We start from the raw sequence: 25,406 nt of genomic DNA, 5'->3' as shown, positions 1-25,406 counted from the left end.
TGGCATTGAAACGAATCCTCCTCAGTCGTAAATTTTAATGGTTAATGCTTCGCAAAGATTGCCATTAAACGGGCGTCTTTTCGGCAAACTTTACCGGCTGTTAACGGTGTTGGTTAACAAGTCACGCGGTGAAACCAAGAACAGACTGAGCTGCCCGTTGATCCACTTCGAGAATGTCGGTTTGCGCTATGGCATGGGCCCGGAAATCCTCCGGGACATGACCTTCGACATTCCGAAGAAATCCTTTCAGTTCCTGACGGGCCCATCCGGCGCCGGCAAGACCTCGCTGTTGCGGCTGCTCTTCATGTCGCTGCAGCCGACACGTGGTCTGATCCGCATGTTCGGGCGCGACATTTCCGAAATTCCCCGACCCGAACTGCCGCTGCTGCGCCGGCGCGTCGGCATTGTCTTCCAGGATTTTCGCCTGCTCGACCATCTCACGACCTATGAGAATGTCGCTTTGCCCTTACGCGTGCGCGGCAAGGAGGAAAGCTCCTACAAAACCGACGTTTTGGAACTCTTGAAATGGGTCGGGCTCGGCGAACGCATCAACGTGCTGCCGCCGGTCCTCTCCGGTGGGGAAAAGCAGCGCGCCGCCATTGCACGGGCGCTGATGGACCGGCCGGAAGTCCTACTGGCCGACGAGCCCACGGGCAATGTCGACCCGCCGATGGCAAGGCGCCTGCTCAATCTTTTCCTCGAACTCAACCGGCTTGGTACGGCGGTTGTCATCGCCACCCATGATCTGGCGCTGATGGAACAGGTAGAAGCCCGCCGTATGATCCTCTCGGAGGGGCATCTCGATATCTATGACTGAACCCCCGTCCAGGAACCGAGAGAAGGCGCCGGCTCAGCCTGCCGTTCAGCAGAAGCGGCCGGAAATGCGCGTGCGCCCGACCGCGCCGATCCTGCCGCCCTCCAATATCCAGGGCAACGCCCTGATGGTGGTTATATCGATCATGGCCTTTCTTGCCTGCCTGACGCTCGGCGGCGTCAGCATGGTGCGTTCGACGGCGGCAAGCTGGGAGAGCCAGATCTCCCGCGAGATAACCATCCAGATCAAGCCGGACGACAATCTCGATATGGAAAAAGCGCTGACTCAGGCACGCGACCTGGCGCTGACGTTCGTCGGCACCAAAAGCGGCCAGATTGTCGACGAGGCAGCCACCGCCCGGCTGCTCGAACCCTGGCTCGGCCCCGGCCTCGATCTCAAGGATCTGCCTGTTCCCCGTCTCGTCGTCATCACCATCGACGAAAACAATCCGCCGGATTTCGATGCAATGCGAGGGCTCCTCAAGGACAGCATTCCGCAGGCGAGCCTCGACGATCACCGCACCTGGGTTGACCGGCTGGTCTCCATGGCGCACACGACGGTGCTGATCGGCACCGGCGTCCTGCTTCTGGTCTTCTCGGCAATGGTGCTGACCGTCGTCTTCGCCACGCGCGGCGCGCTGTCGGGCAACCGGCACATCGTCGAAGTGCTGCATTTCGTCGGCGCCGAAAGCTCCTTCGTCGCCACCGAATTTCAGAAACATTTCCTGAAGATCAGCCTTAAGGGTTCGGCGATCGGCAGCGCACTTGCCGCTCTTTTTTTCGCTAGCGCCGGCTTCTGGCAAAGCCGTACGCTGGCGACGCCGGAGACGGATCAGGCAACGGCGCTGTTCGGCACCTTTTCCGTTGGTGTACTCGGTTATGCCGGCATCTTCGCGACGATGATCGTCATCGCACTCTTGACGACCGTCACGGCGCGGCTGACCGTCATGCGGACGATCTATGAAATCGATACATTGCGTTCGGACCCGACACGCACCGACGGCATAGCGAGTTGATCGTGACCATACCGTTTTATCGTGAAAGCGTCTGTTCCGCGCCGCAATCAGCGTATAATCACGATTCATGACCATGGGCGATACGACACGCAATCCGATTCGGCAGGACCCGGAGCTTGATCGTCCGGCGGGCCTGCCGCCGCGGCGCGGTCCGATCCGCCGCCTGCTGCGCTGGGGCGGCTTTGGTTGCATCCTGGCAATCGCCCTGGTGTTCGGCGGCTTTCTGCGGTTTGCCGATTCCGTGACAACGCTCAAGCCTCCGGCCGAGCCCAAGGCAGACGCGATCGTCGTGCTGACAGGCGGCTACCAGCGCATCGACCAGGCCGTGGAACTGCTGCAGAAGGGGGCGGGCAAACGACTGCTGATCTCGGGCGTCCATCCGACGACGACGCCGGCGCAGATTCGCAAGATGACGCAAGGCTCGGCCGATCTTTTCTCCTGCTGCGTCGATATCGGCCACGATGCGATAGACACGATCGGCAACGCCGAGGAAACCTCCAATTGGATCCACGCCAGGGGATACAGAAGCGTTCTCGTTGTCACGAACAATTATCACATGCCGCGCAGCCTCGCAGAACTCTCCTATGTCGATCCGGACATCGAGTTTATCCCCTATCCGGTGGTCAATTCGGATTTGAAGACCCGCAACTGGTTTACCGACCCGAACGCGATGCGGGTCATGCTCGCCGAATATGCAAAGGTGCTGTTAACGGGCGCTCGCAATATCACCGGCTTCGGCCGTCACACCGGACTGCGCTCGGCAAGTGTATCCGCCGCAGACTGAGCTTTTGCATCGGGGCGGCATCAAACGCTTTTTATCACGGGCAATATCGTGTAGGCCGGTCGCATGAGCATGCCTCGGGATAATTTCATGATCGCCCTGCGTTCCGTCCTCTTCAACACGATCTTCTACGCCAATCTCATCGTCCGGATGATCGTGCTCTCGCCCTATTATTTCGTGGTGCCGCGGCTGACCGCCTATGAGATCCCAAAGAATTGGGCGCGCTCCAACCACTGGCTGATGCGCATGATCGTCGGCACGACCTTCGAGATCGAGGGGCTGGAGAACCTACCTGAGGGCAGTTTTATCCTGGCGCCGAAGCACCAGTCCTTCTGGGACACCTATGCGCTGCTGCCTAATCTCAAGGATCCGGTCTACATCCTGAAGCGTGAGCTGATGTGGATTCCGCTCTTTGGCTGGTATGCGAAGAAGCAGCGCATGATCCCGGTTGACCGCGGCGCCCGCGGCAAGGTGATGGTGGAAGTGCTGAAACGCACCAGGGAGGAGCTTTCGACCGGTCGCCAGCTGATCATCTATCCTGAGGGCACCCGCCGCCCGCCGGGTGCCGAGCCGGTCTATAAATACGGCATCGCCCGCATGTACCGCGATCTTGGCATTCCCGTCGTGCCGGTTGCGATGCATCCAGGCCTCTTCTGGCCGCGGCGGAGCGTCCGCCGTTATCCCGGTCATTTCAAGGTCAGGATCCTGCCGCCGATCATGCCGGGAATGGATCCCGATGCTTTCTTCGCTCATCTGATCGAGGTCACGGAACGGGCAAGCGACGAGCTCCTCATCGACACCGTCGACCGTAATCCGCATCTGCCGTTGCCGCCGACAGCGGTCGCTCGGCTGACCGAGCTGCGCAAAGTGAGGGCGGCGACGGCCTGATCAGCCGGCTCGCAGCCGCTCCACCTCGTTGCCGACCTGCTCCAGCCACGGGTCGCGAATGCCCATCTGTCTCAGGTGCGCAAGCGTGTTGAAGACGTAGGCGTCGTTCGGGCCTGACTGCCCCCTGGCCTCGTTCACCACCCGCGCGGCCGCATGCGCATCGAGCGTACCGGCATATTGCTCGTGGTCGCGATCAGCGATGTAGGTAACCGCTTCCGTTCGGCGACCGCCGGCAAACTGCAGCCGAACCCGGCGCTCCAGATAGACATTGGTGACGAGTTCGCGGGCGCGGAGATAATCGATCACCTCGTCCCATTTGTGCGGCGAAACACGAAACGCCATGCCACGGCATGCTCCACCCCTGTCGAGGCCGAGAACCAGGCCGGGATTGTCCGGCGTGCCGCGATGGACGAAGGATCGGACGCACAGCGAACGCCGGTAACCATGCACCAGAGCTTCTGCCCGCTCCAGGAACTCGAAGCCCGGATTCCACATCAGCGAGCCGTAGCCAAACACCCAAAATTCGTCCATATCGCACGCCAGACCGGAATCACATTGCGATTCACCATTGGAGAACATCATGGCAGCGTCAAGCCGATCCGGCAGCAGCCAAACCGGCAACAGCAAGAAATTCTTGTTGTTGGGCGGAGGCATCCTCCTTGTGATCGCGCTTTATACCGGCGGCTGGTTCTATGCCGCATCGGCCTTGAAAACGACGGTGCTGAAAGCAATCGCGCCGCGCGATCAGGCCGGCGTCACCGGCGAATGCTCCGATATCGAATTCCGCGGCTATCCTTTCCGCATCGGTCTGTTCTGCTCAAAGGTGGATGTCGACGACAATGTCGACGGCGTCTCCGCCACCTTCGGCGCATTGCGCTCCGCCGCGCAGGTCTATGCGCCGAGCCATATCGTCTGGGAGCTCGATTCACCGGCCGAAATCCGCACCACAAACGGCCTTTCGGTCTCGGCTCAGTGGACGAATCTGCAGGCGAGCCTGACGACCAGGCTGCAAGGCATCGATCGCAGCTCGACCGTCATCGAGGGCCTAAAGGCGACGGCGGTCTCCTCCTATACCGGCCAGACCATCAGCTTCGACGCGGCTCGCACCGAAATTCACCTGCGCCAGAACGGCGCCGATCTCGACGGCGCGATCTCCTTGCAGGATGCGAACACCGCGATCAAGGACTGGCCGCAGCTCTTCCCGAAACTCTCTGCCAGCATCGATCTCACGATTGCCGGCAAGGCCGGCCTGATCGACGGCAGCGACCCGAACGGCCTCAATGGTTCTGCCGGCGAACTGCGTCGCATCGTTGCCGACATCGGCGACGGCAAGGTGATGACGCTCACCGGTCCGTTTTCCTTCGACGAGCAAGGCTTTCTCTCCGGGAAGTTCAAGCTGGAAATTGAACGGCTCGGCCCCTGGGGCGACAGCCTGAAACAGGCTTTCCCGGATCTTGCTCCGACCGTCAACACGGCGACGAAGATGCTGAAGGCGCTGGCCGGCGGTAGAGACAAGGTCTCAGTCGATCTCGTCGTCGATCGCGGCAATGCCACCGTCAGCGGCTTCATTCCGCTCGGTCAGATCCCACCGATCTAAGGCTTTTCGGCTAGAGTGCTGGAAAGGCCGCAATCAATCCGCTTGATGAAAAAAACCTCAGGCACCGATTGCAGGCCAGGCAGTTCGATCGCACCGGTTTCTGTAAATCCGTTACGGCGATGCCAGTCCTGCGGCCGGCTCTCATCGCATTCGCTCGACGTCATCAGCAGCCGAGCGCCCTCGCCGCGCATGGCTCTTTCCCAGGCGAGAAACAGCGCTGTGCCGACGCCCGACCGGCGATGGCCGGGCAGAACGCGGATCATCTCCATATAGGGAACCCTGCCCCAGAAGCGGGAGAAGCGCAGGAAGCCGACGATCTCGCCGGCCTCCCTGGCAACGAGATATTCGCCAAGCGCGACGCATCGCGATACCCACACCTTGCCTGCAGTGGCATCCTCGCGAGCCAGCCAGTCGATATCCGCCTGACTTGCGCTCGCCACCTCCACCATCGCGAGAGTCTACTTCTTATCCAGCGCGTGGGGGCGGCCGAAATCGGGGGCGTCGACATCCTGGCCGGCCTGGATGATCGAGCGGCGAATGGCGCGCGTGCGGGTGAAGAGTTCGAAAATCTTGTCGCCTTCACCCCAGCGGATCGCGCGCTGCAGATAGGCGAGATCTTCTGAGAAGCGCGCCAGCATTTCGAGGATCGCATCGCGATTGTGCAGGCAGACGTCGCGCCACATCGTCGGGTCGGAAGCGGCAAGACGGGTGAAATCGCGAAAGCCGGAGGCCGAATATTTGATGACCTCGGACTCCGTCACCGTCTCCAGATCGTCGGCGGTGCCGACGATGTTGTAGGCGATGATATGCGGCAGGTGCGAAACGATCGCGAGCACCTTGTCGTGATGCTCCGCATCCATCTCGTCGACCTTCGATCCAAGCGCTTCCCAGAAGCCGCGCAGCCGCTTCAGCGCCGTCTCGTCGGTGCCGGCAACCGGCGTGAAGATGCACCAGCGGCCTTCGAAGAGGCCGGGGAAACCGGCATCCGGGCCGGATTTTTCCGTGCCGGCCAGCGGATGGCCGGGGATGAAATGCACATTGTCGGGCATCTGCGGCTGCATCTGCGCGATGACGGACGCTTTGGTGGAACCGACATCGGTGACGATAGCGCCGGGCTTGAGATTGCCGGCGATTTCCTTCGCCACGCTTTCCGAAGCGCCGACCGGAACCGAAACGATGATGAGGTCGGCATCTCGAACAGCATCGGCCGAAGAGGTCGTATAGCGGTCGCCGAGACCGAGCTCTTCGGCGCGCTTCAACGTCTCGGCGCTGCGTGTCGCAACGACGATCTCCTTGGTAAGCCCGAGCCGCCTGATGTCGTGGGCGAGCGAAGAGCCGATCAGGCCGATGCCGATCAGCGCGATGCGATCGAACAGCACGCTCATGCCTGCCGTCCCATGAACTCACGCAGCGTGGCAATGACGCCGCGATTGGCCTCTTCCGGACCGATGCTCATGCGCAGCGCATTGAAAAGGCCGTAGCTGCGCACGGCACGCAGGATGTAGCCCCGGCTCGTCAGGAGCTCGTCGGCATCGGCCGCGCGCTTGCCGTCGATGTCAGGGAAATGGATGAGGACGAAATTGGCGACGGACGGCGTCACTTTCAGCCCGATCGCTTCGAGAGCTTCCGTGAGCGTCTCCACCCACATCTGGTTGAAAGAGACGGCCTGCTGGACGAAGGCCTGGTCGCGGATGGCCGCGGCACCGGCGGCGATCGCGGCCGCATTCAGGTTGAACGGAGCGCGTACGCGGTTCACGGCGTCGACGATCTCCACTGGCGCATACATCCAGCCCACGCGCAGAGCCGCAAGACCGTAGGCTTTCGAAAAGGTGCGGGTCATCACTACGTTGGAACTGGACGATACGACCTCGATGCCGGCTTCATAATCGTTGCGGCGTACATATTCGGCATAGGCCGCATCGAGCACGAGGACGACATGCTTAGGCAGACCGGCCTGCAGGCGGCGAATCTCGCTGACGGGAACGTATGTACCGGTGGGATTGCCGGGATTGGCGATGAAGACGATCTTCGTCCTTTCCGTCACCGCCGCCAGGATCGCGTCGACGTCGACGGTATAGTCCTTCTCCTTGACGATGACGGGCATCGCGCCCGTGCCCATGATCTGGATCTTGTAGACAAGGAAGCCGTGCTCGGTGATGATGCCTTCGTCACCGGCGCCAAGATAGACATGGCACAACAGGCCGAGCAGCTCGTCGGAACCATTGCCGCAGAGGATGTTTGCCGGATTGAGGCCATGTACAGCGGCGATCGCCTCGCGCAGTTCGACCGCCTGCCCGTCGGGATAGCGTCCCAGATTGTCGGCAGCTGCCTTGACGGCCTCTATCGCCTTCGGGCTGGCGCCGAGCGGCGTCTCGTTGGAGGAGAGCTTGTAAACGCGGGCGACACCCGGCGCATGTTCCTTGCCCGGCACATAGGATGCGATATCGAGAATACCGGGACGCGGAACGGGCTTGCTCATCTCAACGCTCATGGGTCGACCTTGGATTTTCCGGAAAATGACCAAGTGGCATTAAAGCGGAATGTGATTGTTGTCGAGAGGCATGGGCGTGACACAAGCAACCGGAGAATGTCCCATGTTCTTCAGCTGTTGCGTGTGGTCGGTACGCCGTGCGGCGCGAGAACGGGCACGAAGACACGGCGGGAGGCGCGGGCGGCGACCGGCAACCCCTGATAGAGCCGCTTCTGCGCCTCGACGATGATGACACCCGAAAAGGCTGGCCATAAAGTGCGGCCGATCCGCTCGAAAGCGCGGCGAAGGCGCAGGATGGTTCTGAGTTTCGAGGGCGGAAAGAACAACGCTTCGGCGGTCGCACCCGGCGTGAAATTCGTCTCGCGCAGCAGATGCGTCAGCTGACCGCGGGAATAGGGCCGGCCCGAGCCGAAGGGCGTGTGTTCCATGCGGGCCCAGACCCCGCGCCGGTTCGGCACCACGATAACAAGCCGCCCACCCGGTGCCAGCACCCGCCAAAGCTCTTTCAGCGTCTCGCGCGGGCTTTCCGCGAACTCGAGCGAATGCACCATCAGCACCCGGTCGATTGAGGAATCCGGCAGCGGTAGTTCCTCATCGAAAATCAGCGTCGTCGACGACAGCGAGCCCATCGGCCAGTTCACCGCCCCCTGTCCGGCCGGCATAAAGGCGAAGGTGCGTTCGGTATCGGCCTGGAAGCGATCGAGGAACGGCACGGCATAACCGAGCCCGACGAGACGCTCCTGTGGCAGGCGCACCCAGAGCGACGAGAGCGCCATGGCGATCGACTGCTCGGCAAGACGCCCGAGGTCGGAGTGGTAGAACTGACGTAGGTCGACGATATCTGCGTGCATCGCGATAAATGTTATCAGCGGGCGGTTGGACTTCAAGGCCGGAGTCTCTACATTCCCGCGAGAGTCGTGGGACAAGGGATTGTTTGAGATGAAACCTTTGGAATTAGACGTTTTTCTCTGCCGCACCGACAATTTCGGCGTGCTCGTGCACGATCCGGAGACAGGATTTACCGCGTCGATCGATGCGCCGGAGGAGGCGCCGATCCTGGAAGCGGCAACACGGCGCGGCTGGAAGATCACCCACATCTTCACCACGCATCACCACACCGATCATGTCGCCGCAAACCTGACGCTGAAGGAGCAGTTCGGCTGCGAGATCATCGGCCCGATCAACGAGGCCATCGCCATTCCCGGTCTCGACCGAACGATGGCCGATGGCGACAGCTTTCTTTTCGGCGATCACACGGTCAAGGTCATTGAGACCCCCGGTCACACCGCCGGTCACATCTGCTATCACTTCGTCGACGACAAGCTGCTCTTTGCCGCCGACACCCTGTTTGCCCTCGGCTGCGGCCGCCTTTTCGAACGCCCCGCCGCCGACATGTGGCATTCCCTGCAGAAGCTCGCGGTGCTGCCGGACGAGACCGCTGTCTATTTCGGCCACGAATATACATTGTCCAACGCCCGCTTCGCACTGACGGTCGATCCCGACAATGAGCGCCTGAAAAGCCGCGCTGCCGAGATCGAAGCTCGGCGCGCCGAAGGCAAATTCACCATCCCCACGACGCTCGGGCTGGAAAAGGAAACCAACCCGTTTCTGCGCGCCGCCGATCCCGCGATCCGCCGCAATCTGATCATGGAAGGCAAGACGAATGAGGAGGTCTTTGCCGAGATCCGCAAGCGCAAGGACAATTTCTGATGTCGCCTGAGAAGATCATTCGCGAGCTCGGCATGCAGCCGCATCCCGAAGGCGGCTGGTACGTGCAGACGTTCCGCGACACGGCGGGTGGAGAGCGCGGCCATTCGACGGCGATCTATTATCTGCTGACAAAAGGACAGCGTTCGCACTGGCATCGCGTCCATGACGCGGTCGAGGTCTGGCATTATCACGCGGGTGCGCCGCTGGCGCTGCACCGCTCGCAGGACGGGATGACAAGCGAAACCCTGACGCTCGGAACAGACCTTGCCGCCGGCGAGCGGCCGCAGGCAATCATCCCCGCCAATTGGTGGCAATCGGCCGAACCGCTCGGCGACTTCACCCTGGTCGGCTGCACTGTCTCGCCCGGCTTCGAATTTTCGAGTTTTGAGATGGCGCCGGCGGATTGGAAGCCGGGCGACTGAGGGCTACTCCGCTGCCGCAGATTGCGCCGGAATTTTGCGGCGGAACATTTCCTGGGCGGCGAGCACCGCTCCACCGGTGACGAGCAGGCAGGCGAGAGCAATGCGCCAGCTCGGCTCGGCAAATCCGAACAACGTCAGGATGAGCGTCGAAAGCAGCGGCGCGGCATAACTTGCCGCGCCGAGAATCTGGATATCGCCATTCTTGACGCCGTAATCCCAGGCATAGAAAGCCGCCCCGACCGGGAAGAGGCCGAGCCCGACGACGGCGGCCCATTCGAGGCTGGTTTCCGGCCAGACGGTCGCCTCCAGGCAGAGATGGCTGAAGAAGGACAGGATGGAGGTTGCAAGGCAGAAACCGGTGACGACATCTGTGGAGACGGCGTCGAAACGCCTGGTCAGCAGCGAATAGCCCGACCATGTGAAGGCGCAGAGGAAGGCAGCCCCATAACCGATCGCGTAGGCGCCGTCGAAATCGATGCCGTTGCGGCCGACGATCAGGAAGGTGCCGCAAAGTCCGGCAAGCGCGCCCGCCACGTGATACCAGCGCAACCGTTCGCCCGGCAGCAGCGCTGAGCCGACCACGATCAAGAGCGGCCAGAGATAGGCGATCAGTCCCGCCTCCACCGCCGGCGCGTTCCTGAGCGCGGTAAAATAGAGGAAATGATAGCCGAACAAGCCTGCAATACCGGTTATCCAGACCTTTGGCGGCTGCTTCAGCAACGCCAGCCGCGCCGGATTGAGGACAAGCATGACGAGGCCGGGAATGCTGCCGATCGCAAAGCAGACGGCCGAAAGCTGGAAGGGCGGCATCTCTCCGGAGCCGGCCGTCAGCAGTGCCAGGAACGACCACATCAGAATAGCCGTAAAACCGACCACCGTCGCACGAAGCTTCACCTGTCCCCCTTCACGGAGGCGAAAGCTCCGTCAGCTGACACTGCCATATTTGACGGCAGTGATCGTCACCATTCCATATTCCGTGGGAATCCGCACATAGACCGGAGCATATACATTGGCCGCCTCCGACTTGGCAAACCAGATCTCCATGCGGTCGCTCTTGCTGAGATAGTCGATGTCCTTGCGGCCTTTTTTGTAGCCGGAGCGCGGCACGAAGCGCACGCTGCAGACGACCGCCTTGCCCTTGAAGCCGTCGGTCGAAAAATCCTCGTCGCCTTTCGGCGAAAGCACGAGGTCCATGCGCGTCTCGCCGTCGAAGATCGGCAGCGTCTGCGCGCAGACCTTGGTATCCCCGGTGAAAACAAGGCCGGAGATCGGATCGAGCACCGAACGCATGTCGCCCGGCGTGACGTCGATCCAGTTCTTCGGCCGTTTCGGCGGCGGCGTCGTCGTTGCCGAGATGATGTTGCCGTTGCGGTAGCTGACCTCGTAGACGCGGGCCTTCTTGCCGCTCTTGTAATAGAGCGAATATTTCAGCGCCTGCAGCCGATCATTACGGACAACGCCGGTGACGCTGGTCTTTGCCGAGATCGTCTTGACGAGATCGGCAAGCCCGGCTGATTTGATATCGCCGGCAATCTTGTAAGAGTGATCGTCCTCGATCTGCGTCAGAAACGCCGCACGCGCGATCGGCAGGCCGGCAAGCGTCACCCGATAGACGGTCTGATGCTGGATTTCGGCCGCCGATGCCGGTATGGCAAGGAGTGCGGCGATGGCCGAAATGAAAATGCGTCTGCCCGAATGAGCCATGAGTGAAGCCTTGTCTTACCGCGCGCCGGCAGCCCTGCCGAACGCTCTATACTCCTGCCGTAAAGAGAAGAAAACAGCAGCTTTTTGACAGAATTGCGGGAAAGGCCAAGGTTTGGCTTGACGCGCGCAGCCTCTCTGACTATAGAACCGCAACTTTCCAATCATGCCTGTTGGATTGCGAGCCCGGTTTTGCCGGGGATAGCAATTCGATGGCCCGAGAAAAACAAGAATAGGTGTTCAATGTCCCGCGTGTGCGAATTGACCGGCAAGGCCGTCCTGACTGGTAACAATGTCAGCCATGCCAACAACAAGACCAAGCGCCGGTTCCTGCCGAACCTGTGCCAGGTAACGCTGATCTCCGACGCTCTCAACCAGCGTTACCGTCTTCGCGTTTCGGCTGCGGCTCTTCGCTCCGTCGAACATCGTGGCGGCCTCGATGCCTTCCTGATCAAGGCAAGCGAAAACGAACTGTCGATGCGCGCGCGCCTGCTGCGCCGTCAGATCGTCAAGAAGACCGCCGAAGCCGCTGCTGCGTAAGCTTCTGCTCTTCTTTCATACGGTTTCAAAAGGCTTGCACGGATAACCCCGGTCAGGCCTTTTGCTTTGCCTGAACACTCCAACTGGTGGCATCACCCAGGATAAAAAATGCTGAAGACGCGCTATACGCTTGCCTATGTCGCCTTGATGACGCTTGTCGTCGTCGCCTCCAACTTCCTCGTACAGTTTCCGCTGAACGCCGAAGTCGCGGGCATCAACTTGGCCGACATCCTGACCTGGGGCGCCTTCTCCTATCCGGTCGCCTTCCTGATTACCGATCTGACCAACCGCCAGTTCGGCCCGCAGACAGCCCGCAAGGTCGTTTTTGCCGGCTTCGTCGTCGGCGTGACGCTGTCGTTCTTCACGTCAGTGCCGCGCATCGCCATCGCCTCCGGTTCGGCCTATCTCGCCGGCCAGCTGCTCGATATCGCCGTCTTCAACCGCCTTCGCCGCCAGGCCTGGTGGCGCGCGCCGCTTTTGGGCTCGCTGATCGGCTCGGCGCTCGACACGGTGATGTTCTTCTCGTTGTCCTTTGCCGCGTTTTTCGTCTTCCTCGGCCCGAACGAGCCCTTTGCGCTCGAAGCAGCTCCTGTCCTCGGCGTCTTTGCCATAGAGGCGCCGCGCTGGATTTCCTGGGCGATCGGCGATTTCGTCGTCAAGATGATCGTCGGCCTCGTGATGCTCCTGCCTTATGGCGCGCTGATGAACGTGCTGCGGCCGATGCAGCCCGCACGCGTCAGCTAAAGGTTTTCAACGGCGCTGCCGGACCGCGCCGTCGGCGATTGCGGGATGCAGCAGAACCTCTGCAGCCAGATCATCGATCTCTCGTGACGAATCAAGCCGCAGGACTGGGGCCGTCTGCGTTTCCAGCCATTGCTCATGCGCTGCAAGACTGCGGCGTTCCGGACCGGCCGTGTTGTAACTTGCCGCCCATTCCATGAATTCCCCGCTTTTGATTTCCATGTCACCGCCAGGCCCCATCCTGTCTCCGTAGCGAGCAATCTCCCGCGCGCGGATCCGCGCCATCCGCAGCTCCGGCTCGATCCTGAGAAACACGATCAGTTCATAGAACGGCTCGATCTGCCTCGCCCATTTCAGCGCCGATCCGGAGAGGACCCAGCCGTCATGCCGTGCCGCTTCTGCAAGCAGCAGCCGAATGCGTTCGTCGGCGTCACGCGGCGTCGTGAATGGCGGGTCGGTCGGCAGCCAGAAGAAATCGTCAGTATCGAGATGGGCGATATCGAGCCGTTCGGCAAGCGTATGACCGAGCGAAGTCGTGCCGGAACCGGATGCACCCATGATATGAATATGCACCATGATTGTCCCTCCGAAAGCTGCTCTCGACGCGACAATGGCATAGCCGGGACATGTGACGTCAATCTGACGCCGCGCTGAGGATGCGGCTATCGGAGAGCCGGAATTCCAGCATCAGATTGCGCTGCAGGATCGAATGGTTGTCGTCCGACACCATGATGATATGGGTCGTGCCGTCGGCGGCCTGAAACACGTCAAGCCCTTCCATATTGTCGATCTGCGAGTTGAAATTGCCTTCGAGCAGCAATTCGCCATCAACGACGGCCTGCGGCCGGATATCGGCGCCTTTGATGCGCCGAAGCCGCATGCCGATGCCTTCGGCCATGTTGAAGCGCCGCTCCAGGAGCAGCAGGTCGCCGTCCGGCAGGAAAGCACCGTCGGTGACGTCGAAGCTGCCATCGCGTTTGATCGAGAACAGCCCTTTCAGCGGGCCGCTGAGAATAGCCGCCATCCGATTGCCCTCGCTGTCGAGACCGCGCTCGGAGACGATGACCACGCCGCTCTTCAACGGACTGGAGGCGGGTGCCACGGCTATGGTTTCGATACCGCGATTGTCGCTCAGCATCTTGCGCGGGATGAGGATCGGCAGGGTAGCGGTCGCGCGCGATGCGGCAAAGCCGGGATCGGGATAAACGTCGACGCGATGATTTTGCTCGAAAGAGACCAATATCCGGTCGCCATCGAGCGCCACGCCCTCGGCATCCATATAGCCCTTGCCCTCGAGGCTGCGGCCGGCGCGGTTCTTCATCGGGGTGATCTCGACCTGAGAAAGGCCTGAAAGCCTGCCCCTCGCATCGCGCTCGATGCTGCCGGTCAGCCACTGGCCGGTATCGAGCACGACGATGAAGTGTTTCTGGTCCTGACGGAAACGGATGGAGGAAAGCGAGCCGAACAACGCTCGGCTGGAAACCATCTCCAGCCCGCCGAGGAATTCCAGCGAGCCGAACGTCGTCTCCGACGATCCGATCCTGTAATCGGTAATTTGCCGGCTAATTATGGGTATTTCGTCGCCGGCCATCGCCGCGGAAGCTCCCCCTACTAGGCAGAGCGAGATCGATGCCGCGCGGCACAGGCGCTTGACCATCATTCGATATGTTTCCTTCCCGCGTCAGCCGGCACGGCGTAACCGGCCGCCGCGAGGCTGGGCGGATTGATCTTCGAAGAGCGAGGCGAGCTGTTCGGTCATCGCGCCTGCAAGCTCGTCCGCATCGACGATCGTCACGGCGCGGCGATAGTAGCGCGTCACATCGTGACCGATGCCGATTGCCAGCAGTTCGACGGGCGAGCGCGTCTCGATCTGCTCGATGACGGCGCGAAGATGCCGCTCGAGATAATTGCCCGGATTGACGGACAGCGTCGAATCGTCGACCGGCGCGCCGTCCGAGATCATCATCAGAATGCGGCGCTGTTCACGGCGGGCGAGCAGGCGGTTATGCGCCCAGATCAGCGCCTCGCCGTCGATGTTTTCCTTGAGCAGGCCTTCGCGCATCATCAGCCCGAGATTGGCGCGTGCCCGCCGCCACGGCGCGTCGGCCGATTTGTAGACAATGTGGCGAAGGTCGTTGAGACGACCCGGCGTCTGCGGCTTGCCGCCGGCAAGCCAGGTTTCACGCGCCTGCCCGCCCTTCCAGGCTTTCGTGGTGAAGCCGAGAATCTCGACCTTAACGCCGCAGCGCTCCAGCGTGCGGGCGAGAATGTCGGCGCAGGTCGCGGCTACCGTGATCGGCCTGCCGCGCATGGATCCGGAATTGTCGATGAGCAGGGTGACGACCGTATCGCGGAACTGCGTGTCCCGCTCCATCTTGAAGGAGAGCGGCTGCATCGGGTCGATGATGATGCGCTGTAGCCGGGCCGTATCAAGATAGCCCTCCTCCAGATCGAAATCCCAGGAGCGGTTCTGCTGTGCCATCAGGCGGCGCTGCAGCCGGTTGGCGAGGCGCCCGACCGCGCCCTGCAGATGCGCCAGTTGCTTGTCGAGAAAGGCGCGCAGGCGCTCCAGCTCGGCGGCGTCGCAGAGTTCCTCAGCGGTGATGATCTCGTCGAACTCTTCGGTATAGACGTGATAATCGACCTTTTCGTTGAAATCGGCAAACGGCGTGTTCGGGCGGCGGGTCTCGCCAGGCGTTTCCGAATCGTCCTCGCCCTCCTCCATCATGTCGTCGTCGGAGATTTCGGCGCCTTCAGTCTCGCCGTCCTCCATCTGCTCGTCGGAAACCTCGCTGTCCTCGACCGGGGCGGCATCGGTGCCGGCATCCTCGTCGACCTCGTCCTGGTCCTGCTCCTCGCCGCTCGGCTGGTCTTCCTGCTCCGACTGATCGTCATTGTCAGCTTCGCTGTCGTCGTCGCCATACTCCTCGGCCATTTCCATCGCCGACAGCATGTTGCGGACGACCTTGGCGAAGGCCTGCTGGTCGTTTATCGCACCCGACAGGTTACCGAGTTCAGCCCCCGCCTTGTCTTCGATGAAACCGCGCCAGAGATCGAGCACCTTGCCGGCGGAGGCAGGCGGACGCTGGCCGGTCAGCTTCTCGCGCACCATCATGGCGACGGCTTCGCCGATCGGCGCGTCTTCCTGGCGCTCGATGCCGGTGAAATTCGCCTTGGCATATTTCTCTTCCGTCATGGAACGCAGGTTCGCCGCCACGCCCTCCATGCGCAGCGTCCCGATCGATTCGACACGCGCCTGCTCGACCGCATCGAAGATCGCCCGGGCGTCGGAGCCCTGCGGCGCCATCGTCGTGTGCATCTTCTCGTCATGGCAGGCGAGGCGCAATGCCATGGAATCGCCTAGTCCGCGGGTGACCGCCAGCTCATGCGCCGTCGGCCGCTTGGAAAGCTCCGGCAGCCGGATGCGCTCGCCGGTCATACCAGGCCGTTCGTTGGCGAAGGTCACCTCGACATCGCCGTCGCCGGCGATCGAGCGGACGCAGCCGGATATCGCCCGGCGCAACGGCTCGACGTCGACGGGCGCACCGGGCTTTGCTTTCGAATTGTCACCGCGAGCTGCCATGATCGGTGGGCCTCAGGCTCCGAGGACGATGTTGGCAGCACTTTCCTTCAGTTCCACGCCGAAGGCGCGCTGATAGTGCTCGGCGACCAGCGGGCGCTCCAGCTCGTCGCACTTGTTGAGGAAGGTGACGCGGAAGGCAAAGGCGAGATCGCCGAAGATTTCGGCATTCTCGGCCCAGGTGATGACCGTGCGCGGGCTCATGACGGTCGAAAGATCGCCGTTCATGAAGGCGGCGCGCGTCAGATCGGCAACGCGGACCATCTTCGAGACGATCTCACGCCCTTCCCTGTCCTTGCCGAAGCTCTTCACCTTGGCGGCGACGATATTCACTTCGTGATCATGCGGCAGGTAGTTCAGCGTCGTGACGATCGACCAGCGGTCCATCTGCGCTTGGTTGATCTGCTGCGTGCCGTGATAAAGGCCGGTGGTGTCGCCGAGGCCGATCGTATTGGCGGTCGCAAACAGGCGGAAGGCCGGATGCGGCCGGATGACGCGGCTCTGGTCGAGCAGTGTCAGGCGGCCTGACGATTCCAGGACGCGCTGAATGACGAACATCACGTCGGGACGGCCGGCATCATATTCGTCGAAGACGAGCGCGACATTGTGCTGATAGGCCCAAGGCAGGATGCCGTCCTTGAACTCGGTGACCTGCAGCCCGTCCTTGACGACGATCGCGTCTTTGCCGACGAGATCGATACGGCTGACATGGCTGTCGAGGTTGATGCGCACGCAGGGCCAGTTGATGCGCGCCGCCACCTGCTCGATATGCGAGGATTTGCCCGTGCCGTGATAGCCGGAGATCATCACGCGGCGGTTATGCGCGAAGCCTGCGAGAATGGCGAGCGTCGTCTCGCGGTCGAACAGGTAGTCGGGATCGAGATCCGGCACATAGGCGTCACCCTTGCTGTAGGCAGGAACGCGGATGTCGGAATCGATGCCGAAGGTCTCGCGGACCGAAACGGTAGTATCGGGCAGTTCTGAAATATCGAGGTCGATCTTGCTCATCATGTCTCCAAGGCGGGTGAAGTCACCCGGCCAAACTGTCTCAGGCCATGTCGCAACCGTGACGCCGCGATTTTATTCCGCGCCCGTCCAGGTCGGAACGTCGGCGATACTTCTCCGGGACTGAAACGAAACCTCGGCGGGATGATGACCGCGTGCGAGCATTCTTGAAAGAGTCCCGGACAAGAAACGCCGCGTCCGGAAGGTCGGCCGAGGCGATGTCGGGAAAACACGCAGATAGGAGCCGCGTTTGCCTGCGGCCTCAGCCGATTTGGACCATACCCGATTGAAGCCCAAGAGCAAGGACGGGAATTAACAAAAACCGTTCTGCTTCAACAATTGATACGCCTGGATGACGGCGCGGAAACGCTCTTCCGAGCCGCGGTCGCCGCCATTGGCATCCGGATGGTGCTTCTTGACCAGCTCCTTGTAGCGGCTCTTAATCTCCGCCGAGGTCGCGTTGGCGTGGAGACCCATCGTGTCGAAGGCTTTGCTTTCTAGCGATTTCAGCTTGCGCGCCTGGGGAAAGCGCGGCCCGCTGCCCTTGCCGCCTTCCTTGACGAAGCCGAAGGGATCGCGAACGCGCGAGTAGGCGCCGGAGCGCACCTCGGAATGCAGCGGGCTGTCCTTGGCCGACTTATTGACGCCGACGGTCCATGTCGGTCGATGGCCGGTGATCGCCTCTTTCTGGTAGCGCGCGATCTCGCCGTCCGAAAGGCCGGAGAAATAATTATAGCCCTTATTGTATTCCTTGACGTGCTCGAAGCAGAACAAAAAGAACTGGCCTTCCGCATTGCGCCCCACCGGAGCGCGATGCGCACCTTTCTTATCGCAGCCGTCCCATTGACAGGTAGGCGGCGCCTGCTCCGTCTCCTGCTCGCGTTTGCGGCGTGTGCGGATGCGATCGAAGTATTTTGAATCAAGTCTCATGGCGGCGCTAATTATGGGGCTGTCGCGAGGCGACAACAAGAATTGACAAATGGGAATGTTGCTGGCTTGGTGGGAACCCTTTTCGCGAAGCAGCAAGACCGGATGATGACCCTGCGGACCCGCATCGAAGAAAAACTTATCGAAGCCTTCGCGCCCGAACGCTTGAGCGTCATCGACGAAAGCCATCTGCATGCCGGCCACCAGCCTGACATCACGGGCACCGGCGAAACCCACATGCGGGTGAGGATCGTTTCGACTAAATTTGCCGGCCTCTCCCGCCTGGCGCGCCACCGGGCGATCACCGATCTGTTGAAACCGGAGCTCGATGCCGGCCTGCACGCGCTGGCCGTCGAACCGGCGGCACCTGGTGAACCCACCCGCTGGTAGCGGCACAGCAGCCTATATGGGTATAAGGCGCAGGCAATCCAACCGGATCACACCGGTTTTGTGTCGTCTTCCTGCGCGGGGCGGATGCGCAGCTTGGTGATGCGGTTTTTCTCCCGCTTCATCACGACGAAACGTTTGCCGTAGAAGGTGAAGGCCTGACGCTCTTCCGGGATGGTCATCGATTCATGGATGACGAGGCCGGCGATGGTCGTCGCCTCCTCGTCGGGCAGGTTCCAGTCGAGCGCGCGGTTGAGATCGCGGATCGGCACGCTGCCATCGACGACGACAGAGCCGTCCGCTTCCTGACGCACGCCCTGCATCTCGACATCGTGCTCGTCGGAAATGTCGCCCACGATTTCCTCGAGAATATCCTCCAGCGTGACGATGCCCTGCACCTCGCCATATTCGTCGACGACGACGGCGAAATGCTGCTTGCGGCGCAGAAAAGCGTTGAGCTGGTCCTCAAGATTGGTGCTGTCGGGCACGAACCACGGCTTCTGCGCGATCTTCACGACATCGAGATTCTGCGGCTCCATGTTCGGCTCGGCCAGTGCCCGCAGAAGATCCTTGGCGTGGACGACGCCGATGATGTTGTCGATCGTGCCGCGCCACAACGGCATGCGCGTATAGGGACTTTCAAGAATGGCGCGCACCACCGCTTCCGGCGGATCGTCGGCATTGATCGCCCGCATCTTGGTGCGGTGGACCATGATGTCTGATAGCTCCAGCTGGCTGAGGTCGAGCACGCCGCCGAGGCGATCGCGGTCGGCCTTCACCACCGATCCCTCGCGGTGCAGCAGATCGACGGCGCCGCGCAGCTCCTCATGCGCCGTCAGCATCGAAACTTCCCGCGAAAGATTGATGCCGAACAGCGCCAGGATCTGTCGCACAACCGCATTGACGAAGGAGGACACCGGGCCGACGATGGCGACGAACAATCTGGTGGGAAATGCGACGGCGAGCGCGAAGCGTTCCGGCGCCGAGATCGCCCAGCTCTTCGGCAGCACCTCCGCGAAGATGACGAGGATGATGGTCATGGCGAGCGTCGCCAGCGCCACACCCGAACTGCCGAACAGCCCGAGAAAAAGGCTGGTGGCGATCGAGGAAGAGAGGATGTTGGCAAGATTGTTGCCGATCAGCAGCGTACCGATCAGCCGGTCGCGCCGTTCGATCAACTGCCGGACGAGGCCGGCGCGTTCATCGCCGTTGACCTCAAGCGTATGAATGCGGCTGCGCGAAACGGCGGTGAGCGCCGTCTCCGTGCCGGAGAAGAAGGCGGACGTCAGCACGAGCGCCGTGATCGAAAGGATCTCCGGCCAGTATGTCGCAAGAAACGCCAAAGCGCCTTCGATCGTCGTCAAGGATGTTTTTCCCGGAGAAAACTGAGCACTTCGGATGCCGGAACATCGTCGGCGACGAAGGACTGACCGATGCCGCGCGTCAGGATGAAGGTGAGCTTGCCGCTCTTGACCTTTTTGTCTTGCGCGATCGCATCCATCAGCGATTCAGCCGGCGGCAGCTCGCCCATGATATCCGCCATGCGGGTCGGCAGACCGACTTCCTTCAGATGCCGCTCGACGCGCTGCGCATCATCTGGGCTCGCAAGGTTCATTCGTGCGGAAAATTCATGCGCCAGCACCATGCCGATCGACACGCCCTCACCGTGCACCAGCCGGCGGCTGTCATAAGCGGTCGCCGCTTCCAGCGCATGCCCGAACGTATGGCCGAGATTGAGCAGCGCCCGCTGACCGGTTTCCCGCTCGTCGGCAACGACGACATCGGCTTTCGCCTGGCAGCTGGCAGCGATGGCCTCGATGCGGGCCGAGCCGCCCGTAAACACCGACTTCCAGTTCGCTTCCAGCCAGGCAAAGAAATCCGGCTTGTCGATCAGCCCATACTTTGCCACCTCGGCATAGCCTGCGCGGAATTCCCGCCCGCTCAGCGTATTCAGCACATCCGTATCGGCCAGGACCAGGTCCGGCTGATGGAAGACGCCGATGAGGTTCTTGCCGTGGCGGGAATTGATGCCGGTCTTGCCGCCGACGGAGGAATCGACCTGCGCCAGCAGCGAAGTCGGCACCTGCACGAAGCGCACGCCGCGGCGGACGATGCCGGCGGCAAAACCCGAGAGGTCACCGATGACGCCGCCGCCGAGCGCGATCACGCAGTCGTTGCGCTCGACCCTGGCTTCGAGCACCTTGTCGCAGACATCAATGAGATGTTCGAAGCTCTTCGTCTTTTCGCCGGGCGGCAGCACGACCTCGGCCGAGACGATACCTGCCGCATTGAGGCTCGCGACGACGGCCTCGAGATAGAGCGGAGCGACGTTTTCGTCGGTGATGATGGCCGCTTTGCGGCCTTTGAGACGCGAGGCGATCTCGGCGCCGGCCCGCGCAATCAGCCCTGGCCCGATCAGGATGTCATAGGCGCGCTCGCCGAGCGGCACATGCACTTTCTGGACTGATGAGGTGGAGCTTATCGCATTCATGACGCTGCACTTTCTTTCTGTTCGACCACGGCCTTCAGCACCTCGTCCGCCATGATTTCCTTGCGCACATCACGCGAGAGTATGGTGAGGTCTGCCTGCGCATAGATCGGGTAACGCGCCTTCATCAGATTTTCGAGGGTCTGCTTGGGATTTTCGGTCTTGAGCAGCGGCCGCGTGTCACGCTTGTTGACCCGCTCCCAAAGCACGTCGAGATCAGCCTTCAGCCAGATCGACAGCCCGCCCTTTTTTATATGCCTGCGGGTGCGGTCATTGATGAAGGCGCCGCCGCCGGTGGAGACGACGCGCGGTCCGCTCTTCAGGAGCCGCTTCATCACTCGCGTTTCCAGCGCCCGGAACTCTTCCTCGCCATAGGCTGCGAAAAGTTCGGCAATGGTCATGCGCGACACCCGCTCGATCTCATGATCGCTGTCGATGAAGGGAATGCCGAGTTGGCTGGCGACGATGCGCCCGACGGAGGATTTCCCGGCGCCCATCAGGCCGACGAGGATCAGATTGCGTGAACCGAGCGCAGCGCGAGCTCTGTCTTTCAGGCTGTCAGCAACGGTCAGCAGTGGTTCACTCATCGGTCCATTCACACTTTGTTTGCAAACCGTATCGACAAATGCAGGTGGAGCGTCAAGTCGCGGACAAGGGAATCATGGCTCGGATGGCGCTTCTTGCACTTGCGAATACGCTTCTTATAACAGAAGCACAGCATGAAGGAGTTGCCGAATGCCGACCCTGTTCCGTTTCCTGTTCTTCTGCGCGATCCTCGCCGGGACGGTTTACGGAGCGATGTGGGCGCTCGTGACCTTCGTCGAGCCCAAGCCGCGCGACGTAACGATCCGTATTCCCTCCGAGCGGGTCAACCCGCCGGCGACGGGCACAATCGACACGACCAGGAAGTGAGTGAGATGATGGATCTAAGCCGCGTCCACATGGAATCCTTCCTGGAAATGATGAGCGCCGAACGTGGGGCTGCCGCCAACACCCTGCAATCCTACCAGCGCGACCTCGACGATGTCAGCGCTTTCCTGAACGGCCGCAGCATAAGGTTGACCGAAGCAGGTTCCGCCGACCTGGCCGCCTATCTCGCCTCGCTCGCCCGCCAGGGCTTCAAGCCCTCCTCGCAAGCACGCCGGCTCGCCGCGATGCGGCAATTCTACAAGTTCCTCTATGCCGAGGGCCTGCGGACCGACGACCCCACAGGCGTTCTCGATGCGCCGAAGAAGGGACGTCCGCTACCTAAGACGATGGGGGTCGAGGAGGTCGGCAGGCTGCTGTCGCAAGCGCAGGCCGAGGCCGACGATCCGGCTCCGGGCCAGTTGCAGCGCCTGCGCATGCTGGCGCTGTTGGAACTGCTCTATGCCACCGGCATGCGCGTCAGCGAACTCGTCTCGCTACCGGCCCGCGTACTTGACCAGGAGGGCCGTTTCCTGATGATCCGCGGCAAGGGCAACAAGGAGCGGCTGGTGCCGCTGTCGCACTCGGCGATCGCGGCCCTGAAATCGTATGGGCGCCTGCTGGCGACCGAGACCGCCGCGGCGAAGGAGCCGCAGGAAAGCCCTTGGCTCTTTCCTGCCGCCTCCAAGGAGGGATACCTGCCGCGCCAGGTTTTCGCCCGCGACCTCAAGAACCTGGCGATCCGCGCCGGCCTGACGCCGTCGCTGATCTCGCCGCACGTCATGCGCCACGCCTTCGCCAGCCACCTGCTTGCCAACGGCGCCGATCTGCGCGTCGTGCAGGAACTCCTCGGCCATTCGGACATTTCGACCACACAGATCTATACGCATGTCCTCGAAGAGCGGCTGCAGCAGCTCGTCCAGATGCATCACCCCCTTGCCAAACAGGCGAAAAAGCACGAATAGGACCGGCGACAAGGGGCGGAGCCAGGAAAACGCCCCGGGCACAAGGAACGGAAACGCACCTCATGCACAATTATCTCGACTTCGAAAAGCCGATCTCCGACCTCGAAGGCAAGATCATCGAGCTGAAGAAGCTCGCAATGGAAGACGAGAGCATCGACACCACCGATGAGATCGGCAGGCTGGAGGTTCGCGTCCGCGAAGCGATCGTCGAAATCTATTCCAAGCTCAATGCCTGGCAGAAGACGCAGGTCGCCCGCCACCCGCAGCGCCCGCATTTCGTCGATTACGCCAAGACGCTGTTTCAGGAATTCACCCCGCTTGCCGGCGACCGCAAGTTTTCCGAGGATGCCGCGATCCAGGCGGGCCTTGCCCGCTTCCGCGGCCAGCCCGTCGCCGTCATCGGCCAGGAAAAGGGCAACGACACCAAGACTCGCCTGAAGCACAATTTCGGCAGCCCCCGGCCGGAAGGCTACCGGAAGGCAATCCGCATCCTTGAAATGGCTGACCGTTTCGGCCTGCCCGTCATTTCGCTGGTGGATACGGCCGGCGCCTATCCCGGCGTCGGCGCCGAGGAGCGCGGCCAGGCCGAGGCGATTGCCCGCTCGACGGAAATGTGTCTCGGCGTCAAGGTTCCCCTCGTTTCCGTCGTCATCGGCGAGGGCGGCTCGGGCGGCGCGATCGCGATTGCCACCGGCAACAGGGTCTACATGCTCGAGCATTCGATCTACAGCGTCATTTCCCCGGAAGGGGCAGCCTCCATCCTCTGGCGCGATTCGACCCGCGCCCGGGAAGCGGCGACCAACATGAAGATCACCGCCGAAGACCTGAAATCGCTCGGCGTCATCGACGGCATCATTTCCGAGCCGCTCGGCGGCGCCCATCGCGATCCCGATAGCGTGATCGCCGCAACCGGCGACGTGATCGCCAATGCGCTCGGCGAAATGGCATCGCGTTCCGGCGAACAGCTGCGCAATGAGCGGCGTCAGAAATTCCTCAATATGGGCCGCAACCTCTAAGATAAGTTGCGCTTTTCAGCGATTGGGGCCAAATCTTGGCCACATTGATATTATCTGTAACATTCGCGCTTGCGGGGATGTTCGAGGCACGTCATAGGCTGGTAAGGTTTTATAAACTATAAGCCGCCTATGATTCCTTCCAATGCCCGAACTCCATAGGCGGACCGGGTCGCACTATCTTTATGGGCTAGTTTGGATGCGCATACGTCATTTTGCCTATGTTTCCGTCATGGCGCTGGCTCTCGCCGGCTGCAACGATACGCTAGAAGTGGCGCAGGTCGATCTTTCCAAGGTCAAGAACAAGGTCGAACAGCCGCTCCCGCCCCATATCCTCAACGCCATGGCCGCTAAGGGCATGGACCGCAATTCGCCCATCATGATCCGCATCTTCAAGGAAGAAGGTGCAATGGAGATCTGGAAAGCGAAGACCGACAACCGTTTTGACAAGATCGCCGATTACAAGATCTGCGCCTGGTCCGGCCGCCTCGGTCCGAAGGTCAAGACCGGCGACCGGCAGGCGCCGGAAGGCTTCTACGAGCTGACCCGCGCCAACCTGAACCCGAATTCCAAATATTATCTGGCGATCAACACCGGCTTCCCGAACCGCTACGACGCAGTGAACGGCCGCACCGGTTCCGATCTGATGATCCACGGCGCCTGCTCGTCATCCGGCTGCTATTCGATGACCGACCAGCAGGTGCTGGAGATCTATGCCTTTGCCCGTGACGCCTTCAAGGGCGGCCAGTCGACCGTGCAACTGCAGGCCTTCCCGTTCCGCATGACGGCGGAAAACATGGTCAAGCATCGCCTCGACCCGAACTATGACTTCTGGAAGATGCTGAAGGTCGGCTACGACAATTTCGAAGTGACGAAGCGCCCGCCGGAGGTGAACGTCTGCGAGAAGAAATATGTCTTCAACCAGCAGGCAACCGATGGCGGCGCCTTCAACGCCGCCGGCAAATGCCCTGCCATGTCGACGCCGCCGGCGCTGACGGCAGCCCTTGCCTCCTACGGCAAGACCTATGACGCCGACTATGCCAAGGCGATGAGCAAATATGACGGCATGGCCTGGTACGACCCGTCCGAAGCCGAGCGCAAGGCCGTGGTCGCCAAGCTGCGCAAGGGCCGCGAACTCGCTTTCGCGCCGACAGGCACCTCGCTGGAAGCCGGCCGCATGGTCAAGGTCGCCGAACTCGAGGACCTGATGGCCAAGCGCACGACGCAGAGCCTCACCGCCAACTCCGCGGCCGGCGCCACACCCGCAACGCCGGCCCAGCCGCAGGCAACGCCCGTCGCCGCCGCAACGCCTGCGGTCGTGCCGGTGCCGATGCAGAATCCGCTCGCTTATGCCGCGCCAGCGCCCGAACCGCAGGAGACGGCAGAAGCCGCGGCAAAGAAGCCGTTCTGGAAATTCTGGGCGCGGAACTGAACG

At 61.7% G+C, this 25,406-nt stretch carries 29 protein-coding genes; 14 read left to right on the top strand and 15 right to left on the bottom strand.

Annotation, left to right across the window (positions count from 1 at the left end):
• Nucleotides 1-157: 157 nt before the first annotated feature.
• From ftsE to FHT70_RS24270, 4 genes are all read left to right on the top strand, one after another.
• Entirely contained in the window at nt 158-817 is a 660-nt protein-coding gene (gene ftsE / locus FHT70_RS24285) for a cell division ATP-binding protein FtsE (protein WP_097601574.1), read from the top strand.
• Entirely contained in the window at nt 810-1,829 is a 1,020-nt protein-coding gene (locus FHT70_RS24280) for an ABC transporter permease (protein WP_183705367.1), read from the top strand. Before ftsE ends, FHT70_RS24280 begins: the two co-directional genes overlap by 8 nt.
• A 67-nt stretch (nt 1,830-1,896) precedes the next feature.
• Nucleotides 1,897-2,613 carry a YdcF family protein gene (locus FHT70_RS24275; RefSeq protein ID WP_183705365.1) on the top strand — a complete coding sequence of 239 codons (717 nt, stop codon included), beginning with the start codon at nt 1,897-1,899 and terminating at the stop codon, nt 2,611-2,613.
• 87 nt (nt 2,614-2,700) lie between these two features.
• A complete protein-coding gene (locus FHT70_RS24270; protein WP_183705363.1) occupies nt 2,701-3,498 on the top strand; it encodes a 1-acyl-sn-glycerol-3-phosphate acyltransferase in 798 nt (265 codons plus the stop codon).
• Here the strand turns inward: FHT70_RS24270 and FHT70_RS24265 are convergent, their stop codons facing one another.
• Nucleotides 3,499-4,029 (bottom strand): gamma-glutamylcyclotransferase, encoded by a 531-nt coding sequence (locus FHT70_RS24265; RefSeq protein WP_183705361.1) that lies wholly within the window; start codon nt 4,027-4,029, stop codon nt 3,499-3,501.
• A 49-nt stretch (nt 4,030-4,078) separates the two neighbouring features.
• Here FHT70_RS24265 and FHT70_RS24260 point away from each other — a divergent pair, with 49 nt between their 5' ends.
• Entirely contained in the window at nt 4,079-5,095 is a 1,017-nt protein-coding gene (locus FHT70_RS24260; protein WP_183705359.1) for a DUF2125 domain-containing protein, read from the top strand.
• Here FHT70_RS24260 and FHT70_RS24255 read toward each other — a convergent pair.
• The 4 genes from FHT70_RS24255 to FHT70_RS24240 form a co-directional block, all read right to left on the bottom strand.
• Nucleotides 5,092-5,544 carry a GNAT family N-acetyltransferase gene (locus tag FHT70_RS24255; protein WP_183705357.1) on the bottom strand — a complete coding sequence of 151 codons (453 nt, stop codon included), beginning with the start codon at nt 5,542-5,544 and terminating at the stop codon, nt 5,092-5,094. The genes FHT70_RS24260 and FHT70_RS24255 overlap by 4 nt on opposite strands.
• A 9-nt stretch (nt 5,545-5,553) precedes the next feature.
• Nucleotides 5,554-6,480 (bottom strand): prephenate/arogenate dehydrogenase family protein, encoded by a 927-nt coding sequence (locus tag FHT70_RS24250; RefSeq protein ID WP_183705355.1) that lies wholly within the window; start codon nt 6,478-6,480, stop codon nt 5,554-5,556.
• A complete protein-coding gene (gene hisC / locus FHT70_RS24245; protein ID WP_183705354.1) occupies nt 6,477-7,574 on the bottom strand; it encodes a histidinol-phosphate transaminase in 1,098 nt (365 codons plus the stop codon). Before hisC ends, FHT70_RS24250 begins: the two co-directional genes overlap by 4 nt.
• A gap of 122 nt (nt 7,575-7,696) precedes the next feature.
• Complete coding sequence (locus tag FHT70_RS24240; RefSeq protein ID WP_088390792.1) at nt 7,697-8,473, bottom strand: class I SAM-dependent methyltransferase; 777 nt, start codon at nt 8,471-8,473, stop codon at nt 7,697-7,699.
• A gap of 52 nt (nt 8,474-8,525) precedes the next feature.
• On the opposite strand from FHT70_RS24240, the gene gloB reads away from it, so the two are divergent.
• Nucleotides 8,526-9,296, top strand: a complete 771-nt coding sequence (gene gloB, locus FHT70_RS24235) for a hydroxyacylglutathione hydrolase (protein WP_183705352.1) — start codon at nt 8,526-8,528, stop codon at nt 9,294-9,296.
• A complete protein-coding gene (locus FHT70_RS24230; RefSeq protein ID WP_183705350.1) occupies nt 9,296-9,718 on the top strand; it encodes a cupin domain-containing protein in 423 nt (140 codons plus the stop codon). Before gloB ends, FHT70_RS24230 begins: the two co-directional genes overlap by 1 nt.
• A gap of 3 nt (nt 9,719-9,721) precedes the next feature.
• On the opposite strand, the gene FHT70_RS24225 is transcribed toward FHT70_RS24230, so the two are convergent.
• A complete protein-coding gene (locus tag FHT70_RS24225; RefSeq protein ID WP_183705348.1) occupies nt 9,722-10,612 on the bottom strand; it encodes an EamA family transporter in 891 nt (296 codons plus the stop codon).
• 30 nt (nt 10,613-10,642) lie between these two features.
• Nucleotides 10,643-11,422, bottom strand: coding sequence for a DUF3108 domain-containing protein (locus FHT70_RS24220; RefSeq protein WP_183705347.1), 780 nt, complete (start codon nt 11,420-11,422; stop codon nt 10,643-10,645).
• A gap of 240 nt (nt 11,423-11,662) precedes the next feature.
• Here FHT70_RS24220 and rpmB point away from each other — a divergent pair, with 240 nt between their 5' ends.
• Nucleotides 11,663-11,959, top strand: coding sequence for a 50S ribosomal protein L28 (gene rpmB, locus FHT70_RS24215; protein ID WP_008527777.1), 297 nt, complete (start codon nt 11,663-11,665; stop codon nt 11,957-11,959).
• 108 nt (nt 11,960-12,067) lie between these two features.
• The gene (locus FHT70_RS24210; protein WP_183705346.1) at nt 12,068-12,703 is read left to right on the top strand and encodes a queuosine precursor transporter; all 636 of its coding nucleotides are present in this window, start codon (nt 12,068-12,070) and stop codon (nt 12,701-12,703) included.
• Between the two features lie 6 nt (nt 12,704-12,709).
• Here the strand turns inward: FHT70_RS24210 and FHT70_RS24205 are convergent, their stop codons facing one another.
• The 5 genes from FHT70_RS24205 to FHT70_RS24185 form a co-directional block, all read right to left on the bottom strand.
• Entirely contained in the window at nt 12,710-13,276 is a 567-nt protein-coding gene (locus FHT70_RS24205; protein WP_183705345.1) for an AAA family ATPase, read from the bottom strand.
• A gap of 58 nt (nt 13,277-13,334) precedes the next feature.
• Nucleotides 13,335-14,360 (bottom strand): esterase-like activity of phytase family protein, encoded by a 1,026-nt coding sequence (locus tag FHT70_RS24200; RefSeq protein WP_183705344.1) that lies wholly within the window; start codon nt 14,358-14,360, stop codon nt 13,335-13,337.
• 21 nt (nt 14,361-14,381) lie between these two features.
• Nucleotides 14,382-16,283 carry a cobaltochelatase subunit CobT gene (cobT, locus tag FHT70_RS24195; protein ID WP_097601562.1) on the bottom strand — a complete coding sequence of 634 codons (1,902 nt, stop codon included), beginning with the start codon at nt 16,281-16,283 and terminating at the stop codon, nt 14,382-14,384.
• A gap of 12 nt (nt 16,284-16,295) precedes the next feature.
• Nucleotides 16,296-17,288: a cobaltochelatase subunit CobS gene (cobS, locus tag FHT70_RS24190; RefSeq protein ID WP_064805316.1), complete on the bottom strand. Its 993-nt coding sequence runs from the start codon at nt 17,286-17,288 to the stop codon at nt 16,296-16,298.
• A gap of 309 nt (nt 17,289-17,597) precedes the next feature.
• Nucleotides 17,598-18,215 (bottom strand): J domain-containing protein, encoded by a 618-nt coding sequence (locus FHT70_RS24185; RefSeq protein WP_085779650.1) that lies wholly within the window; start codon nt 18,213-18,215, stop codon nt 17,598-17,600.
• Between the two features lie 102 nt (nt 18,216-18,317).
• Here FHT70_RS24185 and FHT70_RS24180 point away from each other — a divergent pair, with 102 nt between their 5' ends.
• Entirely contained in the window at nt 18,318-18,602 is a 285-nt protein-coding gene (locus tag FHT70_RS24180) for a BolA family transcriptional regulator (RefSeq protein WP_176536407.1), read from the top strand.
• Nucleotides 18,603-18,649: 47 nt separating this feature from the next.
• Here FHT70_RS24180 and FHT70_RS24175 read toward each other — a convergent pair whose 3' ends face one another.
• From FHT70_RS24175 to FHT70_RS24165, 3 genes are read right to left on the bottom strand one after another with little or no spacing between them, the layout of a single operon-like run.
• A complete protein-coding gene (locus FHT70_RS24175; RefSeq protein ID WP_183705343.1) occupies nt 18,650-19,963 on the bottom strand; it encodes an HlyC/CorC family transporter in 1,314 nt (437 codons plus the stop codon).
• Nucleotides 19,960-21,090: a 3-dehydroquinate synthase gene (gene aroB, locus FHT70_RS24170; protein WP_183705342.1), complete on the bottom strand. Its 1,131-nt coding sequence runs from the start codon at nt 21,088-21,090 to the stop codon at nt 19,960-19,962. Before aroB ends, FHT70_RS24175 begins: the two co-directional genes overlap by 4 nt.
• Nucleotides 21,087-21,674, bottom strand: coding sequence for a shikimate kinase (locus FHT70_RS24165; protein WP_085779653.1), 588 nt, complete (start codon nt 21,672-21,674; stop codon nt 21,087-21,089). Before FHT70_RS24165 ends, aroB begins: the two co-directional genes overlap by 4 nt.
• Nucleotides 21,675-21,822: 148 nt before the next feature.
• On the opposite strand from FHT70_RS24165, the gene FHT70_RS24160 reads away from it, so the two are divergent.
• The 4 genes from FHT70_RS24160 (at nt 21,823) to FHT70_RS24145 (ending at nt 25,403) form a co-directional block, all read left to right on the top strand.
• Nucleotides 21,823-21,999, top strand: coding sequence for a hypothetical protein (locus FHT70_RS24160; protein WP_183705341.1), 177 nt, complete (start codon nt 21,823-21,825; stop codon nt 21,997-21,999).
• A gap of 5 nt (nt 22,000-22,004) precedes the next feature.
• Nucleotides 22,005-22,958 (top strand): site-specific tyrosine recombinase XerD, encoded by a 954-nt coding sequence (gene xerD, locus FHT70_RS24155; RefSeq protein ID WP_097601557.1) that lies wholly within the window; start codon nt 22,005-22,007, stop codon nt 22,956-22,958.
• Nucleotides 22,959-23,020: 62 nt separating this feature from the next.
• The gene (locus FHT70_RS24150) at nt 23,021-23,974 is read left to right on the top strand and encodes an acetyl-CoA carboxylase carboxyltransferase subunit alpha (protein WP_085779655.1); all 954 of its coding nucleotides are present in this window, start codon (nt 23,021-23,023) and stop codon (nt 23,972-23,974) included.
• Between the two features lie 196 nt (nt 23,975-24,170).
• Nucleotides 24,171-25,403, top strand: coding sequence for a murein L,D-transpeptidase family protein (locus tag FHT70_RS24145; RefSeq protein ID WP_183705339.1), 1,233 nt, complete (start codon nt 24,171-24,173; stop codon nt 25,401-25,403).
• The last annotated feature ends 3 nt before the right edge of the window (nt 25,404-25,406 follow it).

Origin of the sequence: Rhizobium sp. BK049 (assembly GCF_014193135.1) — a bacterium.
Taxonomy (GTDB): Bacteria; Pseudomonadota; Alphaproteobacteria; order Rhizobiales; family Rhizobiaceae; genus Rhizobium.
Note: the sequence above shows the minus strand (reverse complement) of the source record. Positions and strands in the feature narration are given on the sequence as shown.

What these genes read in the sequence shown, in the direction of transcription:
- FHT70_RS24255 (WP_183705357.1), bottom strand. Translation starts at nt 5,544, where the DNA reads ATGGTGGAGGTGGCGAGCGCAAGTCAGGCGGATATCGACTGGCTGGCT.
- FHT70_RS24260 (WP_183705359.1), top strand. Translation starts at nt 4,079, where the DNA reads ATGGCAGCGTCAAGCCGATCCGGCAGCAGCCAAACCGGCAACAGCAAG.
- FHT70_RS24210 (WP_183705346.1), top strand. Translation starts at nt 12,068, where the DNA reads ATGCTGAAGACGCGCTATACGCTTGCCTATGTCGCCTTGATGACGCTT.
- FHT70_RS24185 (WP_085779650.1), bottom strand. Translation starts at nt 18,215, where the DNA reads ATGAGACTTGATTCAAAATACTTCGATCGCATCCGCACACGCCGCAAA.
- hisC (WP_183705354.1), bottom strand. Translation starts at nt 7,574, where the DNA reads ATGAGCAAGCCCGTTCCGCGTCCCGGTATTCTCGATATCGCATCCTAT.
- FHT70_RS24265 (WP_183705361.1), bottom strand. Translation starts at nt 4,029, where the DNA reads ATGGACGAATTTTGGGTGTTTGGCTACGGCTCGCTGATGTGGAATCCG.
- rpmB (WP_008527777.1), top strand. Translation starts at nt 11,663, where the DNA reads ATGTCCCGCGTGTGCGAATTGACCGGCAAGGCCGTCCTGACTGGTAAC.
- FHT70_RS24150 (WP_085779655.1), top strand. Translation starts at nt 23,021, where the DNA reads ATGCACAATTATCTCGACTTCGAAAAGCCGATCTCCGACCTCGAAGGC.
- FHT70_RS24275 (WP_183705365.1), top strand. Translation starts at nt 1,897, where the DNA reads ATGACCATGGGCGATACGACACGCAATCCGATTCGGCAGGACCCGGAG.
- FHT70_RS24270 (WP_183705363.1), top strand. Translation starts at nt 2,701, where the DNA reads ATGATCGCCCTGCGTTCCGTCCTCTTCAACACGATCTTCTACGCCAAT.
- FHT70_RS24180 (WP_176536407.1), top strand. Translation starts at nt 18,318, where the DNA reads ATGATGACCCTGCGGACCCGCATCGAAGAAAAACTTATCGAAGCCTTC.
- FHT70_RS24250 (WP_183705355.1), bottom strand. Translation starts at nt 6,480, where the DNA reads ATGAGCGTGCTGTTCGATCGCATCGCGCTGATCGGCATCGGCCTGATC.
- cobT (WP_097601562.1), bottom strand. Translation starts at nt 16,283, where the DNA reads ATGGCAGCTCGCGGTGACAATTCGAAAGCAAAGCCCGGTGCGCCCGTC.
- FHT70_RS24230 (WP_183705350.1), top strand. Translation starts at nt 9,296, where the DNA reads ATGTCGCCTGAGAAGATCATTCGCGAGCTCGGCATGCAGCCGCATCCC.
- FHT70_RS24220 (WP_183705347.1), bottom strand. Translation starts at nt 11,422, where the DNA reads ATGGCTCATTCGGGCAGACGCATTTTCATTTCGGCCATCGCCGCACTC.
- gloB (WP_183705352.1), top strand. Translation starts at nt 8,526, where the DNA reads ATGAAACCTTTGGAATTAGACGTTTTTCTCTGCCGCACCGACAATTTC.
- FHT70_RS24165 (WP_085779653.1), bottom strand. Translation starts at nt 21,674, where the DNA reads ATGAGTGAACCACTGCTGACCGTTGCTGACAGCCTGAAAGACAGAGCT.
- FHT70_RS24205 (WP_183705345.1), bottom strand. Translation starts at nt 13,276, where the DNA reads ATGGTGCATATTCATATCATGGGTGCATCCGGTTCCGGCACGACTTCG.
- FHT70_RS24200 (WP_183705344.1), bottom strand. Translation starts at nt 14,360, where the DNA reads ATGATGGTCAAGCGCCTGTGCCGCGCGGCATCGATCTCGCTCTGCCTA.
- FHT70_RS24145 (WP_183705339.1), top strand. Translation starts at nt 24,171, where the DNA reads ATGCGCATACGTCATTTTGCCTATGTTTCCGTCATGGCGCTGGCTCTC.
- aroB (WP_183705342.1), bottom strand. Translation starts at nt 21,090, where the DNA reads ATGAATGCGATAAGCTCCACCTCATCAGTCCAGAAAGTGCATGTGCCG.
- FHT70_RS24160 (WP_183705341.1), top strand. Translation starts at nt 21,823, where the DNA reads ATGCCGACCCTGTTCCGTTTCCTGTTCTTCTGCGCGATCCTCGCCGGG.
- cobS (WP_064805316.1), bottom strand. Translation starts at nt 17,288, where the DNA reads ATGAGCAAGATCGACCTCGATATTTCAGAACTGCCCGATACTACCGTT.
- FHT70_RS24280 (WP_183705367.1), top strand. Translation starts at nt 810, where the DNA reads ATGACTGAACCCCCGTCCAGGAACCGAGAGAAGGCGCCGGCTCAGCCT.
- xerD (WP_097601557.1), top strand. Translation starts at nt 22,005, where the DNA reads ATGATGGATCTAAGCCGCGTCCACATGGAATCCTTCCTGGAAATGATG.